Below are 18,554 nucleotides of genomic sequence, written 5' to 3'. Positions count from 1 at the left end.
GAAATGCCTGGTCGGAGGTCGTGTGCGGTGGGCGGGCCGGCCTGGGGTTGGGTAGCCGGTCGCCAGGGGAGGGCCGGCTGGCGATTCGGGCAGCTTCGGCCGCTTGGTGACGATGGATGGTGGTGAGCGTCTGGGAGCGTCGCGGGTGGCCCGGCGTTGCGGGGCTGGCGGCGGACGCGGTCGACGGCTTGCCTCGGCGTGCGGCGGCTCTGCGGGTGCGTGCCGCCCCTGCATGCCTGTGCGCTTCGAGTGCGTTCGCAGGCCGAACGATCGTTCCCATCTAGAACTTTGCACGTAACTCGTGGCTCGTCAACGGGTCGCCGCGATGATGCAGACGCGCCCAGGTGGTCGACGAGCCGCGCAGGCCGGACGCGGTTGACGGGGCGGCGCGCCGGGAGCTACGTTCGAGATGAGTACGGCCGTACGTATACCGAACATCACCCAATCCGAAAAGACGGGAAGGCTCATGGCAAAGCTCGTCTCGCTGGCCCAGGGCGTGGCGGACCTGCTCCGCGACGGCGACGTGGTGGCCCTGGAGGGCTTTACCCACCTCATACCCTTTGCTGCCGGCCAGGAAATCATCCGTCAGCGACGAAAGGACCTGACCCTGGTACGGATGACGCCCGACGTCATCTACGACCAACTCATCGGGGCCGGCTGCGCCCGCCGCCTGATTTTCTCCTGGGGCGGCAACCCGGGCGTCGGGTCGCTGCACCGGTTCCGCGACGCCGTGCAGAACTCCTGGCCGGTTCCACTTGAGCTCGAGGAGCACAGCCACGCGGGAATGGCCAACCGATACGTCGCGGGTGCCTCTGGCCTGCCGTTCGCGGTACTGCGCGGCTACACCGGCACCGACCTGCCCCGACACACCACCAACATCCGAACCATCGCCTGCCCCTTCACCGGGGAGGTGCTTACCGCAGTCCCCGCGCTGCGCCCCGACGTGACGGTGGTGCACGCCCAGCGCGCCGACCGGGCCGGCAACGTACAGATGTGGGGCATCACGGGAGTGCAGAAGGAGGCGGTGCTCGCCGCGCGCCAATCGCTGGTGACCGTCGAGGAGATCGTCGATCACCTTGAACCGGTGCCAGGCCAGGTCGTGCTGCCGTCCTGGGCCGTGACCGCGGTGGCCGAGGTGCCCGGCGGCGCACACCCGTCATACGCCCACGGGTACTCAGTTCGGGACAACGACTTCTACCTCGCCTGGGACACGATCAGCCGGGATCGCGACACCTTCCAAGGCTGGCTGGAGCAGCACGTATTGAAGGTGGAGACACCGGCATGAGCGAGGGATGGACAGCTGACGAGATGATGACAGTCGCAGCGGCCCGCCAACTCCGAGACGGCACCGCCTGCTTCGTCGGAATCGGTCTGCCCAGCACGGCGGCGAACCTTGCCCGGGCCACCCACGCGCCAAATCTCGTGCTCGTCTACGAGTCAGGTTGCCTCGGGGCGAAGCCCGACAGGCTCCCCCTCTCCATCGGTGACGGAGTACTCGCCGACACCGCCGACGCGGTCGTCTCCGTTCCCGAGGTCTTCAACTACTGGCTGCAGCCGGGTCGGATCGGCATCGGATTCCTCGGCGCCGCCCAACTCGACCGATACGGAAACATCAACACCACAGTAATCGGGAAGAACTACCGCGACCCCACGGTGCGGCTGCCCGGCGCCGGCGGCGCACCCGAGATCGCCGCGTCCTGTGGCGAGGTCATAGTGGTCGTGCGACAGAACCTGCGGACCTTCACCGACCGGGTCGACTTCGTCACCTCGGCCGGGTACGGCAGTGGTCCAGGCCATCGCGAGCGGCTCGGGCTTCACGGCAGGGGACCCCGAGTGGTCATCACCGACCTCGGCGTGCTGGAGCCTGACCCGGACACCTGCGAACTGACGCTGACCTGCCTGCATCCCGGCGTGACGGTCGACAGGGTCCGCGCCGCCACCGGCTGGGAGCTCGCGGTCGCCGAACGTTTGACGAGGAGCCCTCAGCCGACCGAGCAGGAACTCACAGTGCTGCGCGCCCTCGAGTCCACAAAAGAGGGAGTGCTTCATTGAGCGGCGAGGTCTACATCATGGACGCCGTACGCACCCCGATCGGCCGATATGGCGGCGGACTGGCCGGCGTACGACCGGACGACCTTGCCGCACACGTGGTGGGGGAGATCGTCCGCCGCAGTCCCGGGCTCGACCCGGCTCGGATCGACGACGTGTTGCTCGGCGACGCAAACGGGGCCGGCGAGGACAACCGCGACGTGGCACGGATGGCGGTCCTGCTGGCCGGTCTGCCCCCGTCGGTGCCCGGCGCCACGGTCAACCGGCTCTGCGGCTCCGGGCTGGAAGCGGTGATCGGTGCCGCGCGGGCGATCGCACTCGGCGACGCCTCCATTTGCATCGCCGGCGGTGTGGAGTCGATGAGCCGGGCACCATGGGTCCTTGCCAAGCCGGAGCAGCCGTTCCCGCGCGGACACGAAGTCATGCACTCGACGACGCTCGGCTGGCGAATGTCCAACCCCCGTATGCCTCAGGACTGGACCGTGCCGCTGGGCGAGGGCGCGGAGATCCTTGTCGACCGCTACCGGATCAGCCGCGAGGCGCAGGACACCTTCGCGCTCCGTAGCCATCAGCTGGCCGCCCGCGCGTGGGAAGCCGGCCGCTACACCGACGAGGTCAGCCCCGTGCCCGGCACAGATGTCGAGCGGGACGAGAGCATCCGACCCACCACCACGCTTGAAGCGCTTACCCGCCTGAAGCCGGTTTTCCGACCAGACGGCACCGTGACCGCGGGCAACTCGTCACCGCTCAATGACGGGGCAAGCGCGCTGTTGATTGCCGACCCCGCCGGCGCAGACAAGATCGGCAAGACCCCACTGGCCCGGATTGTCTCCCGTGCAGTCACCGCCATCGAGCCGCAGCTGTTCGGCATCGGCCCCGTGGCCGCCGCCCGGGAGGCGCTGCGGCGAGCCGGCATCGGTTGGGACGCCCTCAGTGTCGTCGAGCTCAACGAGGCCTTTGCGAGCCAGTCGCTGGCCTGCCTCGCGGAGTGGCCGGAACTCGACCCCGAGATCGTCAACCCGCAGGGCGGAGCGATTGCCCTCGGACACCCGCTGGGCTCGTCCGGGTCGCGGATTCTCGGTTCCCTCGCCTGGCAGCTACACCGCCGCGGCGGTGGTTGGGGACTCGCCGCGATCTGCGTCGGGGTCGGCCAGGGACTCGCCGTTGTGCTGGAAGCCTGAGGAGAACACCGTGACCCACGACGCGGTCGGCCGCAACGGCAACGGGCTCGGCACCGCGGGACGATCGGGCGACCGGGCGCTAACCACGTACCGGATGGGGCAGCGATGGTGAACTCTTGCCTGCACGTCACCATTGACGGCCCACCCGGCGCGCCCGTGCTGGTGCTCGGCAGCTCCCTCGGCACCACCGGTGCCATGTGGGAGCCCCAGCTGACCGCCCTCACCAACCGCTACCGGGTGATCCGGTACGACCATCTGGGCCATGGCCGTTCCGCGGTGCCGCCCGGCCCGTACACCATCGAGTTGCTCGGCCGGCAGGTGCTGGCCATGCTCGACCAGATGCGCGTGCCGCGCGCGTCCTACGCCGGGCTATCTCTCGGCGGCATGGTCGGTATGTGGCTCGCCACGTGCGCACCCGAGCGGATCGACCGGCTGGCGCTCTTGTGCACCTCGGCGTCGCTTGGCCCGGCGGAAGGCTGGCGACAACGGGCGGCCACGGTGCGCGAGGCAGGCATCGAGGCAATCGCCGATGCGGTGGTAGGACGCTGGTTCACCCCATCGTTCGCCGCGGCCCAACCGCACCTCGTCGCGACCTATCGTGCGATGCTCACGAATACACCCGCAGCCGGCTATGCAGCGAGCTGCGCAGCGATCGCCGCCATGGACCAGCGGGCCGACCTGGGCAGAGTGACAGCACCGACGCTCGTCATCGCCGGCGCGGACGACCTGGCCACACCGGTCGAACACGCTGTGGAAATCGTCGAGCGGATCACCGGGGCGCGGCTTGCCCTGGTCGACCAGGCGGCGCATCTGGCGAACGTCGAACAGCCCGAGGTGGTCTCACGGCTGCTCCAGGAGCACTTCGACGACACGACGGCGAGTCGGTGAGCGTTCACGGTGCGGGAGGCCGCCGCGTCCCGGTCCTCGGTGGGCGTCTACGCTGGCATCGTGGCGTCGAGCAGGCGTTCAAGGTCGCCTAGCGGAGCCTGCGGCAGGAGGCGGGATGAGCGAAGAGACAGCGCGGACGCCTGAATTCGTCCAGTCGCTGGAACGCGGACTCATGGTCATCCGAGCCTTCGACGCCGAACACCCACAGCTTACCCTCAGCGAGGTCGCGCGGGCTACCGGACTGACCCGGGCAGCAGCGCGCCGTTTCCTGATCACACTGGTCGAGATCGGCTACATGCGCACCGACGGACGGCTCTTCTCGCTGCGACCGCGCATCCTCGAGCTGGGCTATGCGTACCTGTCGAGCCTCAGCCTGCCGGAGGTCGCCCAACCACACATGGAAGCGCTGGCCGCGCAGGTGCACGAGTCCTGCTCGATGTCTGTCCTGGACGACGACGAGGTGGTCTACGTCGCCCGGGTGCCCACCAAACGGATCATGACGATTGGAATCAGCGTCGGCAGCCGATTCCCCGCCTACGCCACCTCCATGGGGCGGGTGCTACTGGCCACGCAGCCCGCCGAATGGCTGGACGACTACCTGGCTAGGGTTGAACTGCTGCCCATGACTCGCCGCACCGTCGTCGACCCGGCCAAACTCCGCGTCCTGCTGGCAAAGACCGCCAGTCAGGGGTATGCGCTCGTCGACCAGGAACTGGAGGAGGGGCTCCGCTCGCTGGCCGCTCCGATCCGCGCCGAAAACCAAACTGTGGTCGCGGCACTGAACATCTCGGCGCATGCCAGCCGTGGGTCGTCCGATACGATCCGCCGGGAGCTGTTGCCGCCGTTGCTGGCGACGGCCAAGCGCATAGAGGAGGACCTGCGGCTCGCGTCCAACCCATAGGGTGCGCAGGTAGGTGGCGATCTTCTCCGGGTCGGGGCTGCGTAGTGCGGCGTTATGGTGCCGTCGGGCTCGATGTCGTCCTGGTGGGTGCGGTGCCGGTTCCAGACCTGGCGTCCGGTGTATCGGGGGTTGGCCAGGATCGCCGCGACGGTGGCCAGCATCCAGCGTTGGCCGCTGCTGTTCCGCACCGGGTTTGATGGAGACATCGAAACCTGGGAGGAACACCAGCGATGCCCGCACCGAAGAAGTACAACGATGAGCTGCGTGAGCGTGCGACCCGGTTGGCGGTCGAGGCCCGCCGGGATCCGGCGTCCGCGGTCGGGGCGATCCGGCGGATCGCTGGTCAGCTCGGGGTTCATCCGGAGGCGTTGCGCACGTGGGTGAAGAAGGCCGAGACCGACGCCGGTGAGCGGCCGGGCACCACCAGCAGCGATGCGGAACGCCTCGCCGCGTTGGAACGGGAGGTGCGTGAGCTGCGGCGGGCGAACCAGATCCTGAAGTCCGCGGCGTCTTTCTTCGCGGCGGAGTTGTGCGCCACGTAGCGCTGATTGATCGAGGAGGGTGAAAGACCTTCCCGCCGGGCTGTCGCAGCGGCCCGATTGAAGCCTGAGGGCAGCCTGACCTGCGCAATGGTGGGGAGGGTGGCAAGCGGCCCTGACGAAGGCGACGTCGTGCCGGGACTGCCAGACGGTGCGGGCTCGTCGAGGCGAGGCCAGAAGGTGTAACGGAAGTGAACCAGTGTTCGACGCCCCGTAACAGCGAAGCCGGCTCCAACCTGGTGGATATGGGCCGGTGAACAGCGCACGACCGAACACGATCTTGGTGTTGGTCGACTCCGAAGCCGTTTAGCTCCGGCGGTGGGGAGGCCATGGTGAAGGTCTGCGGCGTAGCCGTGGCGATGCTGTCGGGGTATAGCTGGGCGCCTCCCTGGCTGATCGATGGTTGGTGAACGTGGGAACCGACTGGCGTCCGCCGGGTGCCCGTCCGTCCAGGGCGGGGCCGGGCAGGTGTGTTGCCGCTGATGGGTGACCGGTCGGGGCGGAGGCCTCGTAGTAGTCGCGGGTGTGACGACCCGCCGTCGGGGTCCGGGAGAGCCGGACACAGGGCGAAGGTGGCCAGTAAGTCACGCAGTGTCGGATGCTGGAATGCCAGGAGGGTTGTCGCCGGTGAATACCGACGATCCGGAGTTGGCCCTCTTGCGGGCTGAGGATCGGGTACTGGAGATCCAGACCAAGCTGCACCGTTGGGCTCGTGATGATCCCCATCGCCAGTTCAGCGACCTGTTCAATCTTGTCACCGATCCCGCGTTCCTGCTGGTGGCGTGGGACCGGGTGCGGAGTAACAAGGGTGCCAAGACCGCTGGGGTGGACGGCAGAACGGCGCTGTCCATCGTGCTGCGAGTCGGCGTCGAGGAGTTTCTCGACGGGCTGCGGGTCTCGTTGAAGGACCGCAGTTTCCGGCCGCTGCCGGTGCGGGAACGGATGATCCCGAAGCCGGGCGGCAAGCTGCGCCGGCTGGGGATCGCCACGATCACCGACCGGGTGGTCCAGGCAGCCGTGAAGCTGGTGCTGGAGCCGATCTTCGAGGCGGACTTCCTCCCATGTAGTTATGGGTTCCGTCCGGGACGCCGGGCTCACGACGCGGTGGCCGAGATCCGTTACCTGGCCACGAACCCACGACGCTACGAGTGGATCGTGGAAGGTGACATCAAGGCCTGCTTCGACGAGATCGACCACGCCGCCCTGATGGGGCGGGTGCGTGGCCGGATCACCGATAAGCGCGTCCTGGAACTGGTGAAGGCGTTCCTGAAGGCCGGGATACTCGGTGAGGACCGGCAGCTTTGGGAAACCAACGCCGGGACCCCGCAAGGTGGCTTATGTTCAGCTGAACATAACGACCCCTATGAACAGTGCTGGGTTATGCGCAGCGTCGACTCGTCTGGCCTGGTGAGGGCTGTTGCGGGGGTCGAGCGCTGCGCATAACCGGGTGGCCCGGGTCAAAGGTTGGTGAGCCAGTTGAGCAGTCCGGGGTCGTGGTTCCATTCGGGTAGGTCGTCGGTGACGATGTCGGTGTAGGCGGCTTCGAGGGCTTTGCGTTTGGCTTCGGTGGAGGCTCTGGCGTAGATCTCGGTGGTGGATAGGTCGACGTGGCCGAGGATGTCGCGGATGTAGGGCAGCGGGACGCCGGCTTCGTAGAGGTGCATGGCTTTGCTGTGGCGCAGGGTGTGGGGGCTGATCTCGGCGTCGGTGAGGGCCGGGTCGGCGGTCTGGGTCTGGCTATTTGCGGATGATCCAGGTGATCCCGCCGCGGCTGAGTTTGTTGCGGTGCTGGTTGAAGAACACCGGGTGGTCGTCGCGGCCGGGCTGGTCGAGGTGGTGCTCGGCGAGGTAGGCGCGCAGGAGCGTGGTGGTGTTGTCGGTGAGGGGGACGTGGCGGGTCTTGTCGCCTTTGCCGGTCACGGCGGCCAGGGCGGGTGGTTGCAGGCGGATGTCGCGGACGGTGAGGTCGGCGAGTTCCTGGACCCGGGCTGCGGTGTCGTAGAGGGTGGCGAGCAGGGTCGCGTCGCGGCGGCCGGGTCGGGTGGTCCGGTCGGGTTGGGCGAGCAGGCGGCGGGTTTGCTCGACGGTCAGGTGGTTGACGGCCGGTTGTGGCTGCCGTTTGGCGGGGATGGCGAGGATGTCCTGGCAGCGGGCCATCCGGGTGGGGTCCTGAGTCTGCATCCAGCGGTGGAACGAGCTGATCGCGGCGAGGCGCTGGTTGCGGGTTGACGCGCTGTTGTGCCGGCTGGTCTGCAGCCAGTTGAGGAACTCGGTGATCGCGGTGGCGTCGAGGTGGTTGAGGGTGAGCTTCTCCGGTGGGATGGATCGGTCGTCGCGGAAGAAGACGATCAGGAGTTTGAATGTGTCCCGGTAGGACGCGATGGTGTGGGGTGAGCAGCCGCGTAGCCCGGCCAGGTGGGTGGTGAGGAAGCGGTGCAGCAAGGCCGCGAAGTCAGTGGCCATGGCCTGGCCCGGCTGCGGCTGGTGGGACGACGTCGCCGAGGGCGTGCTGGATCCGGGCGGTGATGTGGGGGTAGGACTCGGCCGTCAGCCGCAGGTAGTAGGCGGTGTCGGCGAGCGAGGAATGCCCCAGGTAGGTTTGCAGGACCGGTAGTAGGGCGTTGACGTCGTGGCCGTGGGCGAACCACGAGCGCAGGTTGTTGACGACGAAAGTATGGCGGAGGTCATGCACGCGGGGGCCGTGGCCTCGACCGCCGTGGGAGATGCGGGCCTGCCATAGGAACCGGCGGAAGTTCTTGTCGATGTTGCCGAGCGTCAGCGGATTTCCGGCCGTGCCGGGGAAGAACCAGTCCCCGCCCGAGCGGGCGGTGACGTGGGCGTGGTAGCCGACGAGCCGGGCATGCAGCGGCGCGGACACGGGCACCTGCCGGTCCTTGCCGCCCTTGGCGTTGCGGATCCGTAGGACGCCGGAGTCGAGGTCGACGTCGTCGACCCGTAGTAGTCGGGCTTCGGAGGCGCGTAGCCCGCAGGCGTAGATCGTGCGGAACAGCACCGGCATGGCCAGGTGCCGCAGCGGGACCTGCGAGCTGTAGTGGCAGCGGTCGGTCTGGGTGAACAGGGCCGCCAGTTCGGTGTCGGTGAAGATGTGCGGGATGTAACGGGCGGGTCTGGGCAGCACCCCGGCGGGCAGGACGTAGGCGTTCACGCCCCGGCGGCCAAGCCACCGGGCCAGCTGGCGTACCGGCGCGACCAGGGTCCGCAGGGTCGACGGGGTGACGCCGCGCTGCTGGGCGGCCGTAATCCGGCTCTTGTGATGTTCTCGTGGGTGGGTTGACGCCCTGATCGACAGGGCACGCCGTGTCCCGTCTAGGTTTCTGGCTTGTCGAAGGTCAGAAACTGAAGATTGGGAAACGGCGTGCGTTTGACCAGGGTATTGCATCGACAGGCAGGGCTGGAACGGGCCGTCGTCGAGGGCGTGCGCCTCGATGACGACACCGACGGTGAGGTCTTGGTGATCTCTGCCCGGCCGCGCAAGGGCGCGGCGCGTCGCTGCGGGCGCTGCCGGGCTCGCGCGCCGTGGTACGACCGCGGCTGGGGCAGGCGGCGGTGGCGGCACCTGGACTTCGGCACGCTGCGGGTGGTCATCGAGGCCGCCGTGCCTCGGGTCGACTGTGCCGAGCACGGGCCGACGGTGATCGCGGTGCCGTGGGCGCGTCACGGTGCCCGGTTCACCACGGCGTTCGAGGACACCGCGGCGTGGCTGGCCGCGCGCACGTCCGCGTCGGCGGTGACCGGGCTGCTACGCATCGCCTGGCGCAGCGTGGTCGCCATCGTCGGCCGGGTCGTCGACGCTGCCGCCGCCGGCACCGATCGACTGGCCGGACTCAAACGGATCGGTATCGACGAGGTCGCCTACCGCAAGGGCCAGCGCTACCTGACCCTGGTCGTCGATCACGACACCGGCCGCCTGGTGTGGGCCGCCGACGGGCGGGACAAGGCCACCGTCGCCGCGTTCTTCGACGAGCTGGGCGCGCAGCGGGCCGCGGCGCTGACCCACGTGTCGGCCGACGCCGCCGCCTGGATCGGTGACGTGGTGGCCGAGCGGGCGCCGCAGGCGGTCCGCTGCCTTGACCCCTATCACCTGGTCGCCTGGGTCACCGACGCCCTCGACGAGGTACGCCGGGCGGTGTGGAACACCGCCCGTGGCGGCAAAGGCGGCCGCACCGAGGCGTCCAAGACCCTCAAAGACGCCCGGTGGGCGCTGTGGAAGAACCCGCCGAACCTGACCGACAAGCAGAAGGCGACCCTGGCCACGATCCAGGCCACCAACCGGCCGCTGTACCGGGCGTACCTACTCAAGGAACAGTTCCGGGAGATCATCGCGGTCAAGGGCGCCGACGGCAGGCTCCTGCTACAGGCGTGGCTACGCTGGGCGAGCCGGTCGAAGCTGGCCCCGTTCGTCAAGCTGGCCAAGACGATCCGCCGTCACCTGCCCGCGATCCACAACATGCTCGACAGCGGACTGTCCAACGCCCGCATCGAGGCCAACAACGTCCACCTGCGCGTGCTGACCCGCCAGGCCTACGGCTACCACAGCGCCAAAGCGTTGATCACCATGGCCAACCTCCGCCGCGGCGGCCTCTGCCCACCACTACCCGGACGATCATGAACCCGACCCACGAGAACGGCAGTAGACCCCGGAAACGCAGGTGGGCGATGGACGGCACCTGGTCGCGGATCTGCGCGGCGTTGCGGATCGACTGCGACGCCGAGGAAGGCGACGAGTGGACGGTCGGGGTGGACACCTCCTCGATCCGGGCGCACCAGCACGCGGCGGGTGCGCGGCACGCCTCAGCGGCTGATCACCCGAAAAGGGGGAAGCCGCAAGGGACGAAAAGGGCGGAAGGGAAGCCCTCGGCCGGTCCCGTGGCGGGTTGACCACCAAGCTGCACCTGGCCGCTGACCGGCGTTGCCGTCCGATCGCCCGGCACACCACGTGCGGGCAGCGGGCCGACTGTACCGGCTTCACGCAGGTCATGGCCGCTACCCGGATCCCGCGCCGGGTCGGCCGGCCGCGTACCCGCCCCGGGCATGTCCTGGCTGACAAGGCGTACAGCTCGAAGGCCATCCGTTCTCACCTACGCCGCCGCGGCATCAAGGCCACGATCCCGATCAAGGCCGATCAGGCGGCCAACCGCCGCAAGAAGGGATCCCGCGGCGGCCGGCCACCGAACTTCGACCGGGAGCGCTACAAGCAGCGCAACACCGCTGAGCGGGCGTTCAACAAGCTCAAGCAGTTCCGGGCGGTCGCGACCAGGTACGACAAGCGCGACTACATGTACCGGGCCACCGTCGACATCGCCACGATGAAGATCTGGCTACGTGACCTCGCCCAAGATCGACGAGACACGGCCTAGGCGCAAGGCCGGGTAGTTAGGGCGTTGCGGCTGCTGTCAAGCGGGGTTTGCGGGGTTTGCGGGGTGGGGATGGTGTGGGTGGTGGGAGTGGTTCGGTGGTGTCGTCGTGGATGGTGATGGCGAGGTTGGTGATCTTCTGGTTGGTGGTGGGTCTGCCGGGTGGGTGTTTGGCGTAGCGGGACAGTGGTGATTTGACGCGGCGGGTGCTGGTGCGTGCTCGGCGTGGTGGGAGGAGTTCAGCGAGGACGGCGCGGCCGATAGCGCCGGTGAGGTCGGTGTTCTCGGGCAGGACGTCGGCGGCGTTGGTGAGTTGTTCCCGGGCGGTGTGCAGGGCGATGGTGAAGCTGGCCCGGTCGGGGTCGGTCCCGGGCCGGGTTTCGGTGGCGTGGACCATCGCGGTGCGCAGCGCCTGGTAGACGGTCAGCAGTGCCCACAGTTCCTGCTGGATGCCGGTCGGGTCGCCGGAGCGCAGGATTCGTCCGTGCAGGATGGTGTGGCGCAGGGCGTAGTACGCCGATTCGTGTTCCCAGCGCTGGTGATAGAGCTCGACCAGGCGGTGTGCCGGGTGCCGGCGGGGGTCGCGCAGGGAGGTGACGAGGCGGTAGACGCCGGTGTAGGTGGTGGCGTCGGCGCAGGTGACGGTGACGGTGGCGTCGATGACCCGGACGGGGACGTGGTTGAGGACGCTCAGGTATGAGCCGTCGTCGAGGCGGGCCAGGACCGGCAGGCGGCGGTTGCCGCGCAGCCGGCCCAGGAATTGGGCGCCGGTGCCGGCGACCGCGGTCAGGAACATGTTGGAGTCGAAGCCCTTGTCCCACAGCACGAGCATGCCGGCATCCAGCAGATGCAGCAGTTTGCTGGCGTAGCTGGTCTCGCCCTCGGCGGTCGGTCCGAACACCGCACCGAGCATGCCGCGGGTGCCGGTCTCGACCAGCGTCATCAACTCCACCGCCGGGTAGCCGTTTCCGGTGCGTTTGCCGAGCCAGGCACGGTTGCGGGCGGTGTCGGCGGTGCGTTGGGAGGTACAACCGTCGAAGGACACCGTGCGATAGCGGCCGAACCGCACCCCGGGAGTGTGTGGCTGCGCGAGAGGCCCGGCGAGGACCTCGAAGAGGGCCTTCACCGGAGCGGGACCGACGCGGCGGCGCAGGTCACGTAGCCCTTTACCCGATGGGACGACCACGACCAGCCCCACCAGCCCGGCGATCATCTTGGCCCAGACCCGCCGGTAGCCGACCTCCGGGAACAGGCACATCGCCAGCACGAAGTACACCCCGACCCGGGACGGCAGGTTCCGTAGTCTTGCCTGCACCGTACCGGTCTCGGCCAGCACCGCATCGACGAGTTCAAAGGGCACGATCGAGGTGAGTTCCCCGAGATGGCCCGGGGCGAACACTCCCGCCGCGACCCGGACAGTGCGGGTGATGGCGGCCACAGTGCGGGACAGGGCAGAATGATCCGGCAACGGAACTCCCGGGCAGAAACGGTGGATCTTGGTCGACCGCCAGTTCTACCGGAGTTCCGTTGCTTTTACCGCCCCCGGGCCCATCGGCTTGACAGCCACGCCCGCCGCCTAACTACCCGGCCTTGGGCCTAGTACTGCAACGGCGGGTCGTGACTTATGGCGGTTCGAGTCGTTTGCGGTAGTGGGCGGCTCGGGCTTGTTCCTGGCGTAGGCGGCGGAAGTTGGACCAGTGCAGGATGTGGCTGGCGTGGTGGCGGATGGTCAGGACGAGGTGGGCGAACAGGTGGCGGATCTCGTTGCTGCTCAGCGGGATCAGGCTGCCCTCGCTGCCGGTGGTGCCCCCTTTGCGGCTTCGCGGGCGCGGGTGACGACGAGGAACGCGGCAGCGGCCATGGCCAGGGTGATGTGGCCGTACCAGGCGTCGTAGCGGCGGACCTGGTACTGGTCCAGGCCGACCTCGTTCTTCGCGGTCTGGAACGATTCCTCCACCGACCAACGGCTACCGGCGACCCGCACGAGTTCCCGCAGTCGGGTGCCGCGGGGCCGAAGCAGACGTAGTAGGCGATGTCGCTAGGGTCGCTGATCGAGCGTCGGGCCAGGACCCAGCCGCGGCGGCCGTGGGCGAAGGTGCGGCGGATCGGCACCCGGGCCCAGTCGTAGCGGCGTGGTCCGTGCGCGCCATCGCCGCACGACAGCCGCTGCCACGCGCCCGCACGTACTCTGGCGATCAGCTCATCGACGCGGGTGGTGGTATGCAACCCGGAGGGCACCTCGTCGTCGCATCGGGTGGCCATCACATACGCGATGTCCTGCTCCTCCAGCCAGCCCCGCAGGCCGGGGTTCTGCCCGTAGGCCTCGTCGGCGGTGAACCACGAAAACGGCACCCCGGCGGTGATCGCCCGCTCCAGCATGGCCCGAGCCTGCTGCGGCTTCGTGGCGAACTCGACCTCGTCCGGGATCGCCGCCGCTCGGCACCGGTCCCGGTCGCCGGTCCACGACTTGGGCAGGTACAACTCCCGGTCGATCAACGCCCGGCCCCGACTCGTGGCGTAGCACAGGAACGTGCCGATCTGGCAGTTCTCCGTCTTGCCCGCCGTGCCTGAATACTGCCGTTGGACCCCCGCCGAGGCGCGGCCCTTCTTGACGAACCCGGTCTCGTCGGCGACGAGCACCCCGGCCGCATCGCCGATCTGCTCCACGACGTAGTCGCGTACGTCATCGCGGACCGCGTCCCGGTCCCACGCCGCGCTGCACAACATGCCCTGCAACCCGTCCGGCGAGACATGCCCAGCCTGCTCCGCGAGGGTCCAGCCGTTGCGCCGCTCCAACGGCGCCAGCAACCCCCGCACATACGCCCACGCCCGCCGCCGCGGCTCCACTCGAGTAAACCGATGCGAGAACCGGAAGAACAACTCCTCCAACCCGGCATCCCACGACCCGACCAACTGCGCATCCACCACAACCAGTCAACGAACGATCAGCAGCCGAAGCCACGACCCGCCGTTGCAGTACTAGGCGGATAGTCCCCGTCCAGGCTTCGCCAATGACCAGCGTGAGCGGCTCCCCAACACGGGGTGGTGGGGCGGGCCTCCGCAGGCCAGCCGAAGATCCGGGCGCCGGTACCCCCTCCGGAGGTTGGCCGGTTTAGAGACCGTCGGGTAACCAGCTCCGAGCGTTCTGTTACGGGGAGACACGTCGATGCCAGGTGCTCGACAAATAGATCATCCCCGCCATGATCGCGTTGTGTGCGCAACTGCAACTGTGGCGGGGATGACGCCCGTTCATGCTATCCGTCGAGCTTGACCGATGCGATGTGGGCGATCCTCGCGCCCTTGATGCCGGTACGCGACCTGCGTAAAGGCGGCCGGCCGCGCAAGTGGGGAGATCGGCTGATCCTGGATTCGATCTTCTATGTGCTGCGGTCGGGCTGTCCGTGGCGGATGATGCCGCGGGATCTGGCGCCACCGGACGCGGCACATCGCTGGTTCACGACGTGGCGGAAGAACGGAACGTGGGACGCGATCCACGACGAGCTTCGCCGGCAGGTGCGGGTCGCGGCCGGTCGTGAGCCGGAGCCGACAGCGGCGGTGCTGGACGCCCAGTCCATCAAATCCAGTGAGGGCGGCGAATGCCGTGGGTTCGACATGGGCAAGAAGACCACCGGCCGCAAGCGGCACCTGGTCGTGGACACGATGGGGCTGATCCTGGTCGTGATGGTCACCTCCGCCTCGGTCAACGACCGTCCCGGTGGCCGGCGGATCCTGGCGCGGCTGGCCGAGGCGTTCACCACCATCGCCCTCGTGTGGGCCGACGGCGGCTACGCCAACAGCATCGACTCCACTCTGCTGACCTGGGCGAAAGAGCAGCTCGGCATCCTGGTGGAGATCGTCAAGCGCAACGACGACGTCAAGGGCTTCAAGGTCCTACCGCGCCGGTGGGTGGTAGAGAGGACGCTGGGTTGGCTGGTCCGTAACCGACGCCTGGCCCGGGACTACGAACGGCTGACCGTCAACTCAGAGGCCATGATCAAGGTAGCGATGATTCGACTCATGACGATACGCCTGGCCGGTCAAACGATCCGCTGGGCCAACGCCACCGAGCGCGAAGCCGCCCAACGCATCAACGTCGAGCGACTTCTCGCCACGTAGTCACCCGGTTACCCGACGGTCTCTTAGCCGCGTGGCCCGGCAGTCGCTGTATAGCGTCAGTTCACGGGCGGGGCGGTGCCTGCCAGGGCGGTCCGGAGGGGTGGGTGGAGTCGGGGGTCGGCCCGCGGGAGCGGAGCGGGGCGTTCTGGGTCGGGCCGCTGCCCGAGGCGCTGCGGGCGATCCGGGCCACCGACCGGGGACGCTCGGACGCGGAGGCCGCCCGGCTGCGGCGCGAGCACGGCCCGAATCAGGTCGAGGTGGGCCGCCGGCGGGGGTGGCGGCTGCTGCTGACCCAGTTCACCAGCCCGATCATCTTGATCCTGGTCGCCGCGACGGTGCTGTCGATGGCCCTCGGTGATCTCCTTGACGGGGTGATCATCCTGGCCATCATCGTGGCCAGCGGCGGGCTGGGCTTCTGGCAGGAACGCGCCGCCGGACGGGCCGTCGACGCCCTGCAGGCGCGGGTCCGGGTGTGCGCGGAGGTGATCCGCGACGGCCGGGAGGCGGCGGTGCCGGTGCCCGAGGTCGTGGTCGGTGACCTGGTGGTGCTGCGCGCTGGGGACGTGGTGCCGGCGGACTGCCGGTTGGTCGACGCCCAACGGTTGCAGGTGGACCAGTCGGCGCTGACGGGTGAGGCGTTCCCGGTGGAGAAGACGCCGGGGGAGGCCCCGGCGGAGGCGGATCTGGCCCGGCGGACCAACGCCGTGTGGATGGGCACACACGTGGTCAGCGGGACCGGCCGGGCCGTGGTGATGTGCACCGGCCGGGGCACCGCCTTCGCCAGCGTGGCCGGGCGGGTAGCCGCCCGCCCGGCCGCCACCGGCTTCCAGCGCGGCCTGACCCGCTTCGGGCTGCTGCTGGTCCGCATCATGGTGGTGCTCCTCGTGGCGATTTTCGCGGCGAACCTGGTGCTGGGCCGCCCGATCATCGACTCCCTGCTGTTCTCCCTGGCGCTGGCAGTCGGCCTGACCCCGCAGATGCTCCCGGCGATTGTCGCGGTGAGCCTGTCCGCCGGAGCGCGGATGATGGCTGCCGAGCGGGTCATCGTCAAACGGCTCGAGGCCATCGAGGACTTCGGTGCCATGACGATGCTGCTGACCGACAAGACCGGCACCCTCACCACCGGGACGGTGACCCTCACCGCCAGCCTCGACGTGTCCGGGCGGCCGGACGACGAAGTGAGCCGCCTCGCCCGGCTCAACGCGGGCCTGCAACGCGGCTTCCACAACCCGATGGACACCGCGATCATGCACGGCCAGCCGCCCCCGGACGAGCACCTCGGAATCGCCGAGGTTCCCTACGACTTCACTCGCAAGCGACTCTCCGTGCTGATCCAAGACCACGGCATCCCCACGTTGATCACCAAAGGGGCGCTGTCGTCCGTGCTCGACGTCTGCGCCACGGCCCGGACGGACCGCGGGGTCGTACCGTCGACGAGGTCCGCGACGGGGTGCAGCGGCGCTTTGAGGAACTCAGCGCACAGGGGCACCGGGTACTGGGCATCGCTGTCCGACCCCTCCCGAACGCGACCACCGCCACCCCGGCCGACGAGACCGGGATGACCCTCGTCGGGCTGCTCACCTTCCAGGACCCCCCGAAGTCCGACGCGGCGCAGGCCATCGGCCGGCTGGCCCGGATGGGTATCGGCGTCCGGTTGATCACCGGCGACAACCGGCACGCCGCCACCCACATCGCCCGTGAGGTCGGCCTCACCGGCGAGCCGATGCTCGGCGCCGATATCGCCGCCTGCCCGGACGCCGACCTGGCCGCCCGGGTCGGGGACACCGCCGTGTTCGCCGAGGTCGATCCGACGCAGAAGGAACGCGTGCTGGCCGCGCTGCGGTCCCGTGGCGCCGTGGTCGGTTTCATCGGTGACGGCATCAACGACTCGCCCGCCCTGCACGCCGCCGACGTCGGCATCTCCGTGGACACCGCTGTCGACGTGGCCAAACAGGCCGCCGCGATCGTCCTGCTCGAGAAGAGCCTGGACGTGGTGGCCGACGGTGTCCGGCTGGGCCGGCGAACCTTCACCAACACCCTCAAGTACATCCGGGTCAACACCAGCGCCTCGTTCGGCAACGTGGTCAGCATGAGCGTCGCGACGCTGATCCTGCCGTTCCTTCCGCTGCTGCCGCGTCAGGTACTGCTGCTGAACTTCCTTTCCGACATCCCGTACACCACCATCTCCACCGATCACGCCGACGCGGAGCAGTTGCAGCAACCCCGGACCGTCGACGTCCGGGCGATCCGCCGCTTCATGCTGGTCTACGGCACGATCAGCATTGCCTTCGACCTCGCCGCACTCGCCGTGCTGCGCTGGTGGTGGCACACGCCGACCGACGTCTTCCGGGCCGCCTGGTTCATCCAGTTCACCGTCACCGAGATCATCGTGCTGATGGTGCTGCGCACCAACCGCGCCTTCCTACGCAGCCGCCCGTCCACCATCCTGCTCGGCACCGGCGCGCTGCTCGCCGCGATCACGGTGGCCCTGCCGTACAGCCCGCTGGCCCGGCCGCTCGGGTTCGCCCCGCCGCCGCTGCCGGTGCTCGCCACCCTCGCCGCGTTCGGCGTCGTGTACATCGTCGTCAACGAACTCACCAAACGCCGGTTCCCACCCGACCACCTAGGCATTGCGGGTGAGCGCTGCCAGGTGGGCGGCGACGGTGGCAGCCTCGTGGAACGGGCGTGAGTTGCCCTGTGTCAAGCCGCCACTTGATGATCTTGTTTGAGCAGGTGTTGGAGGGCTCGGTGGCGGTCCGGGTCGTAGGGGGTGTTGGTGGTCCAGCATTTCCAGATGATGTCCAGCCAGGCGCGGGCCAGGATACGGACCGCGTGGGGATGGTCGTGGCCGCGGGCTCGGGTTCGTTGGTAGAGGTCGGCGGCCCAGGGGTTGGCGTGGCGGCTGTCGCCGGCGAAGTCGCAGACGGCGTCGCGCAGTTGTTTGTCCACGGCCCAGCGGAAGGTCACGATGCGGACTTTGCCGGATTCGCGGGTCGAGGGTGCGACGCCGGCGAGGCAGGCCAGGGACGCTGGGGTGGGGAACCGGCCGCGGGCGTCGCCGATCTCGGCGAGCAGCCGGGCGGCGCGGACGGTGAGCACGGCTGGGTCGGTGCGGCCGCAGTAGCTCACGCTCTTCAGCCAGGCGGCCAGGCGCTTGGGCGACAGCCAGTCCAGGGCGTCCTGGGTGGTGAACAGGGTCAGGAACTGCCGGCTGACGTACACGGTCGCCTCGGCGGCCAGCAACGCATCTACGATCGGCCCGTCCGGGCGTTCGATGCCGACCGCGTCCACCCGATGCCGGTCGAGCAGGTCGATCAGCCGTCTCAGGCCGGTCCTGGTGTATTTCAGCGTCAGCCGCTCCAACGGCTCACCGTCGGCGTCGACCACGCAGACCGCGTAGTCGTCCTTGGCCCAGTCCACCCCGGCCGAGTTCCCTCGCGCCGACGCGGCGGTGTCGGTCACACTCATAGTTGCCTCTCCGCTGCGCTACCAGTGGGGAAGCACC

16 protein-coding genes and 4 pseudogenes are annotated in these 18,554 nt (G+C 68.8%); 13 read left to right on the top strand and 7 right to left on the bottom strand.

Going from position 1 to position 18,554, the window contains the following annotated elements:
* The first annotated feature begins 409 nt into the window (after positions 1 to 409).
* From JD77_RS30230 to JD77_RS30210, 5 genes are all read left to right on the top strand, one after another.
* On the top strand, positions 410 to 1,285 hold the full coding sequence (locus JD77_RS30230; RefSeq protein WP_246141135.1) for a CoA transferase subunit A: 876 nt from the start codon (positions 410 to 412) through the stop codon (positions 1,283 to 1,285).
* A complete protein-coding gene (locus JD77_RS30225; RefSeq protein WP_145777197.1) occupies positions 1,282 to 2,052 on the top strand; it encodes a CoA-transferase subunit beta in 771 nt (256 codons plus the stop codon). The genes JD77_RS30230 and JD77_RS30225 overlap by 4 nt, the downstream gene beginning before the upstream one ends.
* Positions 2,053 to 2,069: 17 nt before the next feature.
* On the top strand, positions 2,070 to 3,230 hold the full coding sequence (locus JD77_RS30220) for a thiolase family protein (protein ID WP_145777854.1): 1,161 nt from the start codon (positions 2,070 to 2,072) through the stop codon (positions 3,228 to 3,230).
* A gap of 105 nt (positions 3,231 to 3,335) precedes the next feature.
* Complete coding sequence (gene pcaD / locus JD77_RS30215; protein ID WP_145777196.1) at positions 3,336 to 4,118, top strand: 3-oxoadipate enol-lactonase; 783 nt, start codon at positions 3,336 to 3,338, stop codon at positions 4,116 to 4,118.
* Between the two features lie 115 nt (positions 4,119 to 4,233).
* Complete coding sequence (locus tag JD77_RS30210) at positions 4,234 to 5,019, top strand: IclR family transcriptional regulator domain-containing protein (protein WP_145777195.1); 786 nt, start codon at positions 4,234 to 4,236, stop codon at positions 5,017 to 5,019.
* Between the two features lie 95 nt (positions 5,020 to 5,114).
* Here the strand turns inward: JD77_RS30210 and JD77_RS34940 are convergent.
* Positions 5,115 to 5,225 (bottom strand): annotated as a pseudogene (locus JD77_RS34940) (recombinase family protein); the annotation flags it as partial.
* 24 nt (positions 5,226 to 5,249) lie between these two features.
* Here JD77_RS34940 and JD77_RS30200 point away from each other — a divergent pair.
* Positions 5,250 to 5,537, top strand: a pseudogene (locus JD77_RS30200) (transposase); the annotation flags it as partial.
* A gap of 648 nt (positions 5,538 to 6,185) precedes the next feature.
* Entirely contained in the window at positions 6,186 to 7,001 is an 816-nt protein-coding gene (locus tag JD77_RS30195; RefSeq protein WP_145777193.1) for a reverse transcriptase domain-containing protein, read from the top strand.
* 14 nt (positions 7,002 to 7,015) lie between these two features.
* Here JD77_RS30195 and JD77_RS34935 read toward each other — a convergent pair whose 3' ends face one another.
* Genes JD77_RS34935 through JD77_RS30185 form a run of 3 tightly spaced genes read right to left on the bottom strand, consistent with a single transcriptional unit; the run spans position 7,016 to position 8,724 of the window.
* Complete coding sequence (locus JD77_RS34935; protein ID WP_281292198.1) at positions 7,016 to 7,255, bottom strand: tyrosine-type recombinase/integrase; 240 nt, start codon at positions 7,253 to 7,255, stop codon at positions 7,016 to 7,018.
* A gap of 40 nt (positions 7,256 to 7,295) precedes the next feature.
* Positions 7,296 to 8,021: a tyrosine-type recombinase/integrase gene (locus JD77_RS30190; protein WP_211372749.1), complete on the bottom strand. Its 726-nt coding sequence runs from the start codon at positions 8,019 to 8,021 to the stop codon at positions 7,296 to 7,298.
* On the bottom strand, positions 8,011 to 8,724 hold the full coding sequence (locus JD77_RS30185) for a tyrosine-type recombinase/integrase (protein ID WP_211372748.1): 714 nt from the start codon (positions 8,722 to 8,724) through the stop codon (positions 8,011 to 8,013). The genes JD77_RS30190 and JD77_RS30185 overlap by 11 nt, the downstream gene beginning before the upstream one ends.
* A 210-nt stretch (positions 8,725 to 8,934) precedes the next feature.
* Here JD77_RS30185 and JD77_RS30180 point away from each other — a divergent pair, with 210 nt between their 5' ends.
* The 3 genes from JD77_RS30180 to JD77_RS30170 are packed head-to-tail and all read left to right on the top strand — an operon-like array spanning position 8,935 to position 10,936.
* The gene (locus JD77_RS30180) at positions 8,935 to 10,188 is read left to right on the top strand and encodes an ISL3 family transposase (protein ID WP_145776137.1); all 1,254 of its coding nucleotides are present in this window, start codon (positions 8,935 to 8,937) and stop codon (positions 10,186 to 10,188) included.
* Complete coding sequence (locus JD77_RS30175; protein ID WP_145777191.1) at positions 10,185 to 10,457, top strand: hypothetical protein; 273 nt, start codon at positions 10,185 to 10,187, stop codon at positions 10,455 to 10,457. The genes JD77_RS30180 and JD77_RS30175 overlap by 4 nt, the downstream gene beginning before the upstream one ends.
* The gene (locus tag JD77_RS30170; protein ID WP_145777190.1) at positions 10,454 to 10,936 is read left to right on the top strand and encodes an IS5 family transposase; all 483 of its coding nucleotides are present in this window, start codon (positions 10,454 to 10,456) and stop codon (positions 10,934 to 10,936) included. Before JD77_RS30175 ends, JD77_RS30170 begins: the two co-directional genes overlap by 4 nt.
* 16 nt (positions 10,937 to 10,952) lie before the next feature.
* Here the strand turns inward: JD77_RS30170 and JD77_RS30165 are convergent, their stop codons facing one another.
* A complete protein-coding gene (locus JD77_RS30165) occupies positions 10,953 to 12,401 on the bottom strand; it encodes an IS4 family transposase (RefSeq protein WP_170286341.1) in 1,449 nt (482 codons plus the stop codon).
* Positions 12,402 to 12,713: 312 nt separating this feature from the next.
* Positions 12,714 to 13,846, bottom strand: a pseudogene (locus JD77_RS30160) (IS701 family transposase).
* 300 nt (positions 13,847 to 14,146) lie between these two features.
* On the opposite strand from JD77_RS30160, the pseudogene JD77_RS30155 reads away from it, so the two are divergent.
* The 3 genes and pseudogenes from JD77_RS30155 to JD77_RS30145 all read left to right on the top strand — a co-directional run.
* Positions 14,147 to 14,968, top strand: a pseudogene (locus JD77_RS30155) (IS5 family transposase); the annotation flags it as partial.
* Positions 14,969 to 15,153: 185 nt separating this feature from the next.
* Positions 15,154 to 16,611, top strand: a complete 1,458-nt coding sequence (locus JD77_RS30150; protein WP_145777189.1) for an HAD-IC family P-type ATPase — start codon at positions 15,154 to 15,156, stop codon at positions 16,609 to 16,611.
* Positions 16,500 to 17,738, top strand: a complete 1,239-nt coding sequence (locus tag JD77_RS30145) for an HAD-IC family P-type ATPase (protein WP_484213895.1) — start codon at positions 16,500 to 16,502, stop codon at positions 17,736 to 17,738. The genes JD77_RS30150 and JD77_RS30145 overlap by 112 nt, the downstream gene beginning before the upstream one ends.
* An 11-nt stretch (positions 17,739 to 17,749) precedes the next feature.
* On the opposite strand, the gene JD77_RS30140 is transcribed toward JD77_RS30145, so the two are convergent.
* Positions 17,750 to 18,517, bottom strand: coding sequence for a transposase (locus JD77_RS30140; RefSeq protein WP_145777187.1), 768 nt, complete (start codon positions 18,515 to 18,517; stop codon positions 17,750 to 17,752).
* Between the last annotated feature and the right edge of the window lie 37 nt (positions 18,518 to 18,554).

It is taken from the genome of Micromonospora olivasterospora, assembly GCF_007830265.1.
Taxonomy (GTDB): Bacteria; Actinomycetota; Actinomycetes; order Mycobacteriales; family Micromonosporaceae; genus Micromonospora; species Micromonospora olivasterospora.
The sequence above is the reverse complement of the archived record's forward strand: the minus strand, read 5'-3'. Positions and strand labels throughout refer to the sequence as shown.

Coding starts and splice junctions, on each gene's coding strand:
- pcaD (WP_145777196.1), top strand. CDS start 3,336: ATGGTGAACTCTTGCCTGCACGTCACCATTGACGGCCCACCCGGCGCG.
- JD77_RS30225 (WP_145777197.1), top strand. CDS start 1,282: ATGAGCGAGGGATGGACAGCTGACGAGATGATGACAGTCGCAGCGGCC.
- JD77_RS30140 (WP_145777187.1), bottom strand. CDS start 18,517: ATGAGTGTGACCGACACCGCCGCGTCGGCGCGAGGGAACTCGGCCGGG.
- JD77_RS30190 (WP_211372749.1), bottom strand. CDS start 8,021: ATGGCCACTGACTTCGCGGCCTTGCTGCACCGCTTCCTCACCACCCAC.
- JD77_RS30230 (WP_246141135.1), top strand. CDS start 410: ATGAGTACGGCCGTACGTATACCGAACATCACCCAATCCGAAAAGACG.
- JD77_RS30210 (WP_145777195.1), top strand. CDS start 4,234: ATGAGCGAAGAGACAGCGCGGACGCCTGAATTCGTCCAGTCGCTGGAA.
- JD77_RS30175 (WP_145777191.1), top strand. CDS start 10,185: ATGAACCCGACCCACGAGAACGGCAGTAGACCCCGGAAACGCAGGTGG.
- JD77_RS30220 (WP_145777854.1), top strand. CDS start 2,070: ATGGACGCCGTACGCACCCCGATCGGCCGATATGGCGGCGGACTGGCC.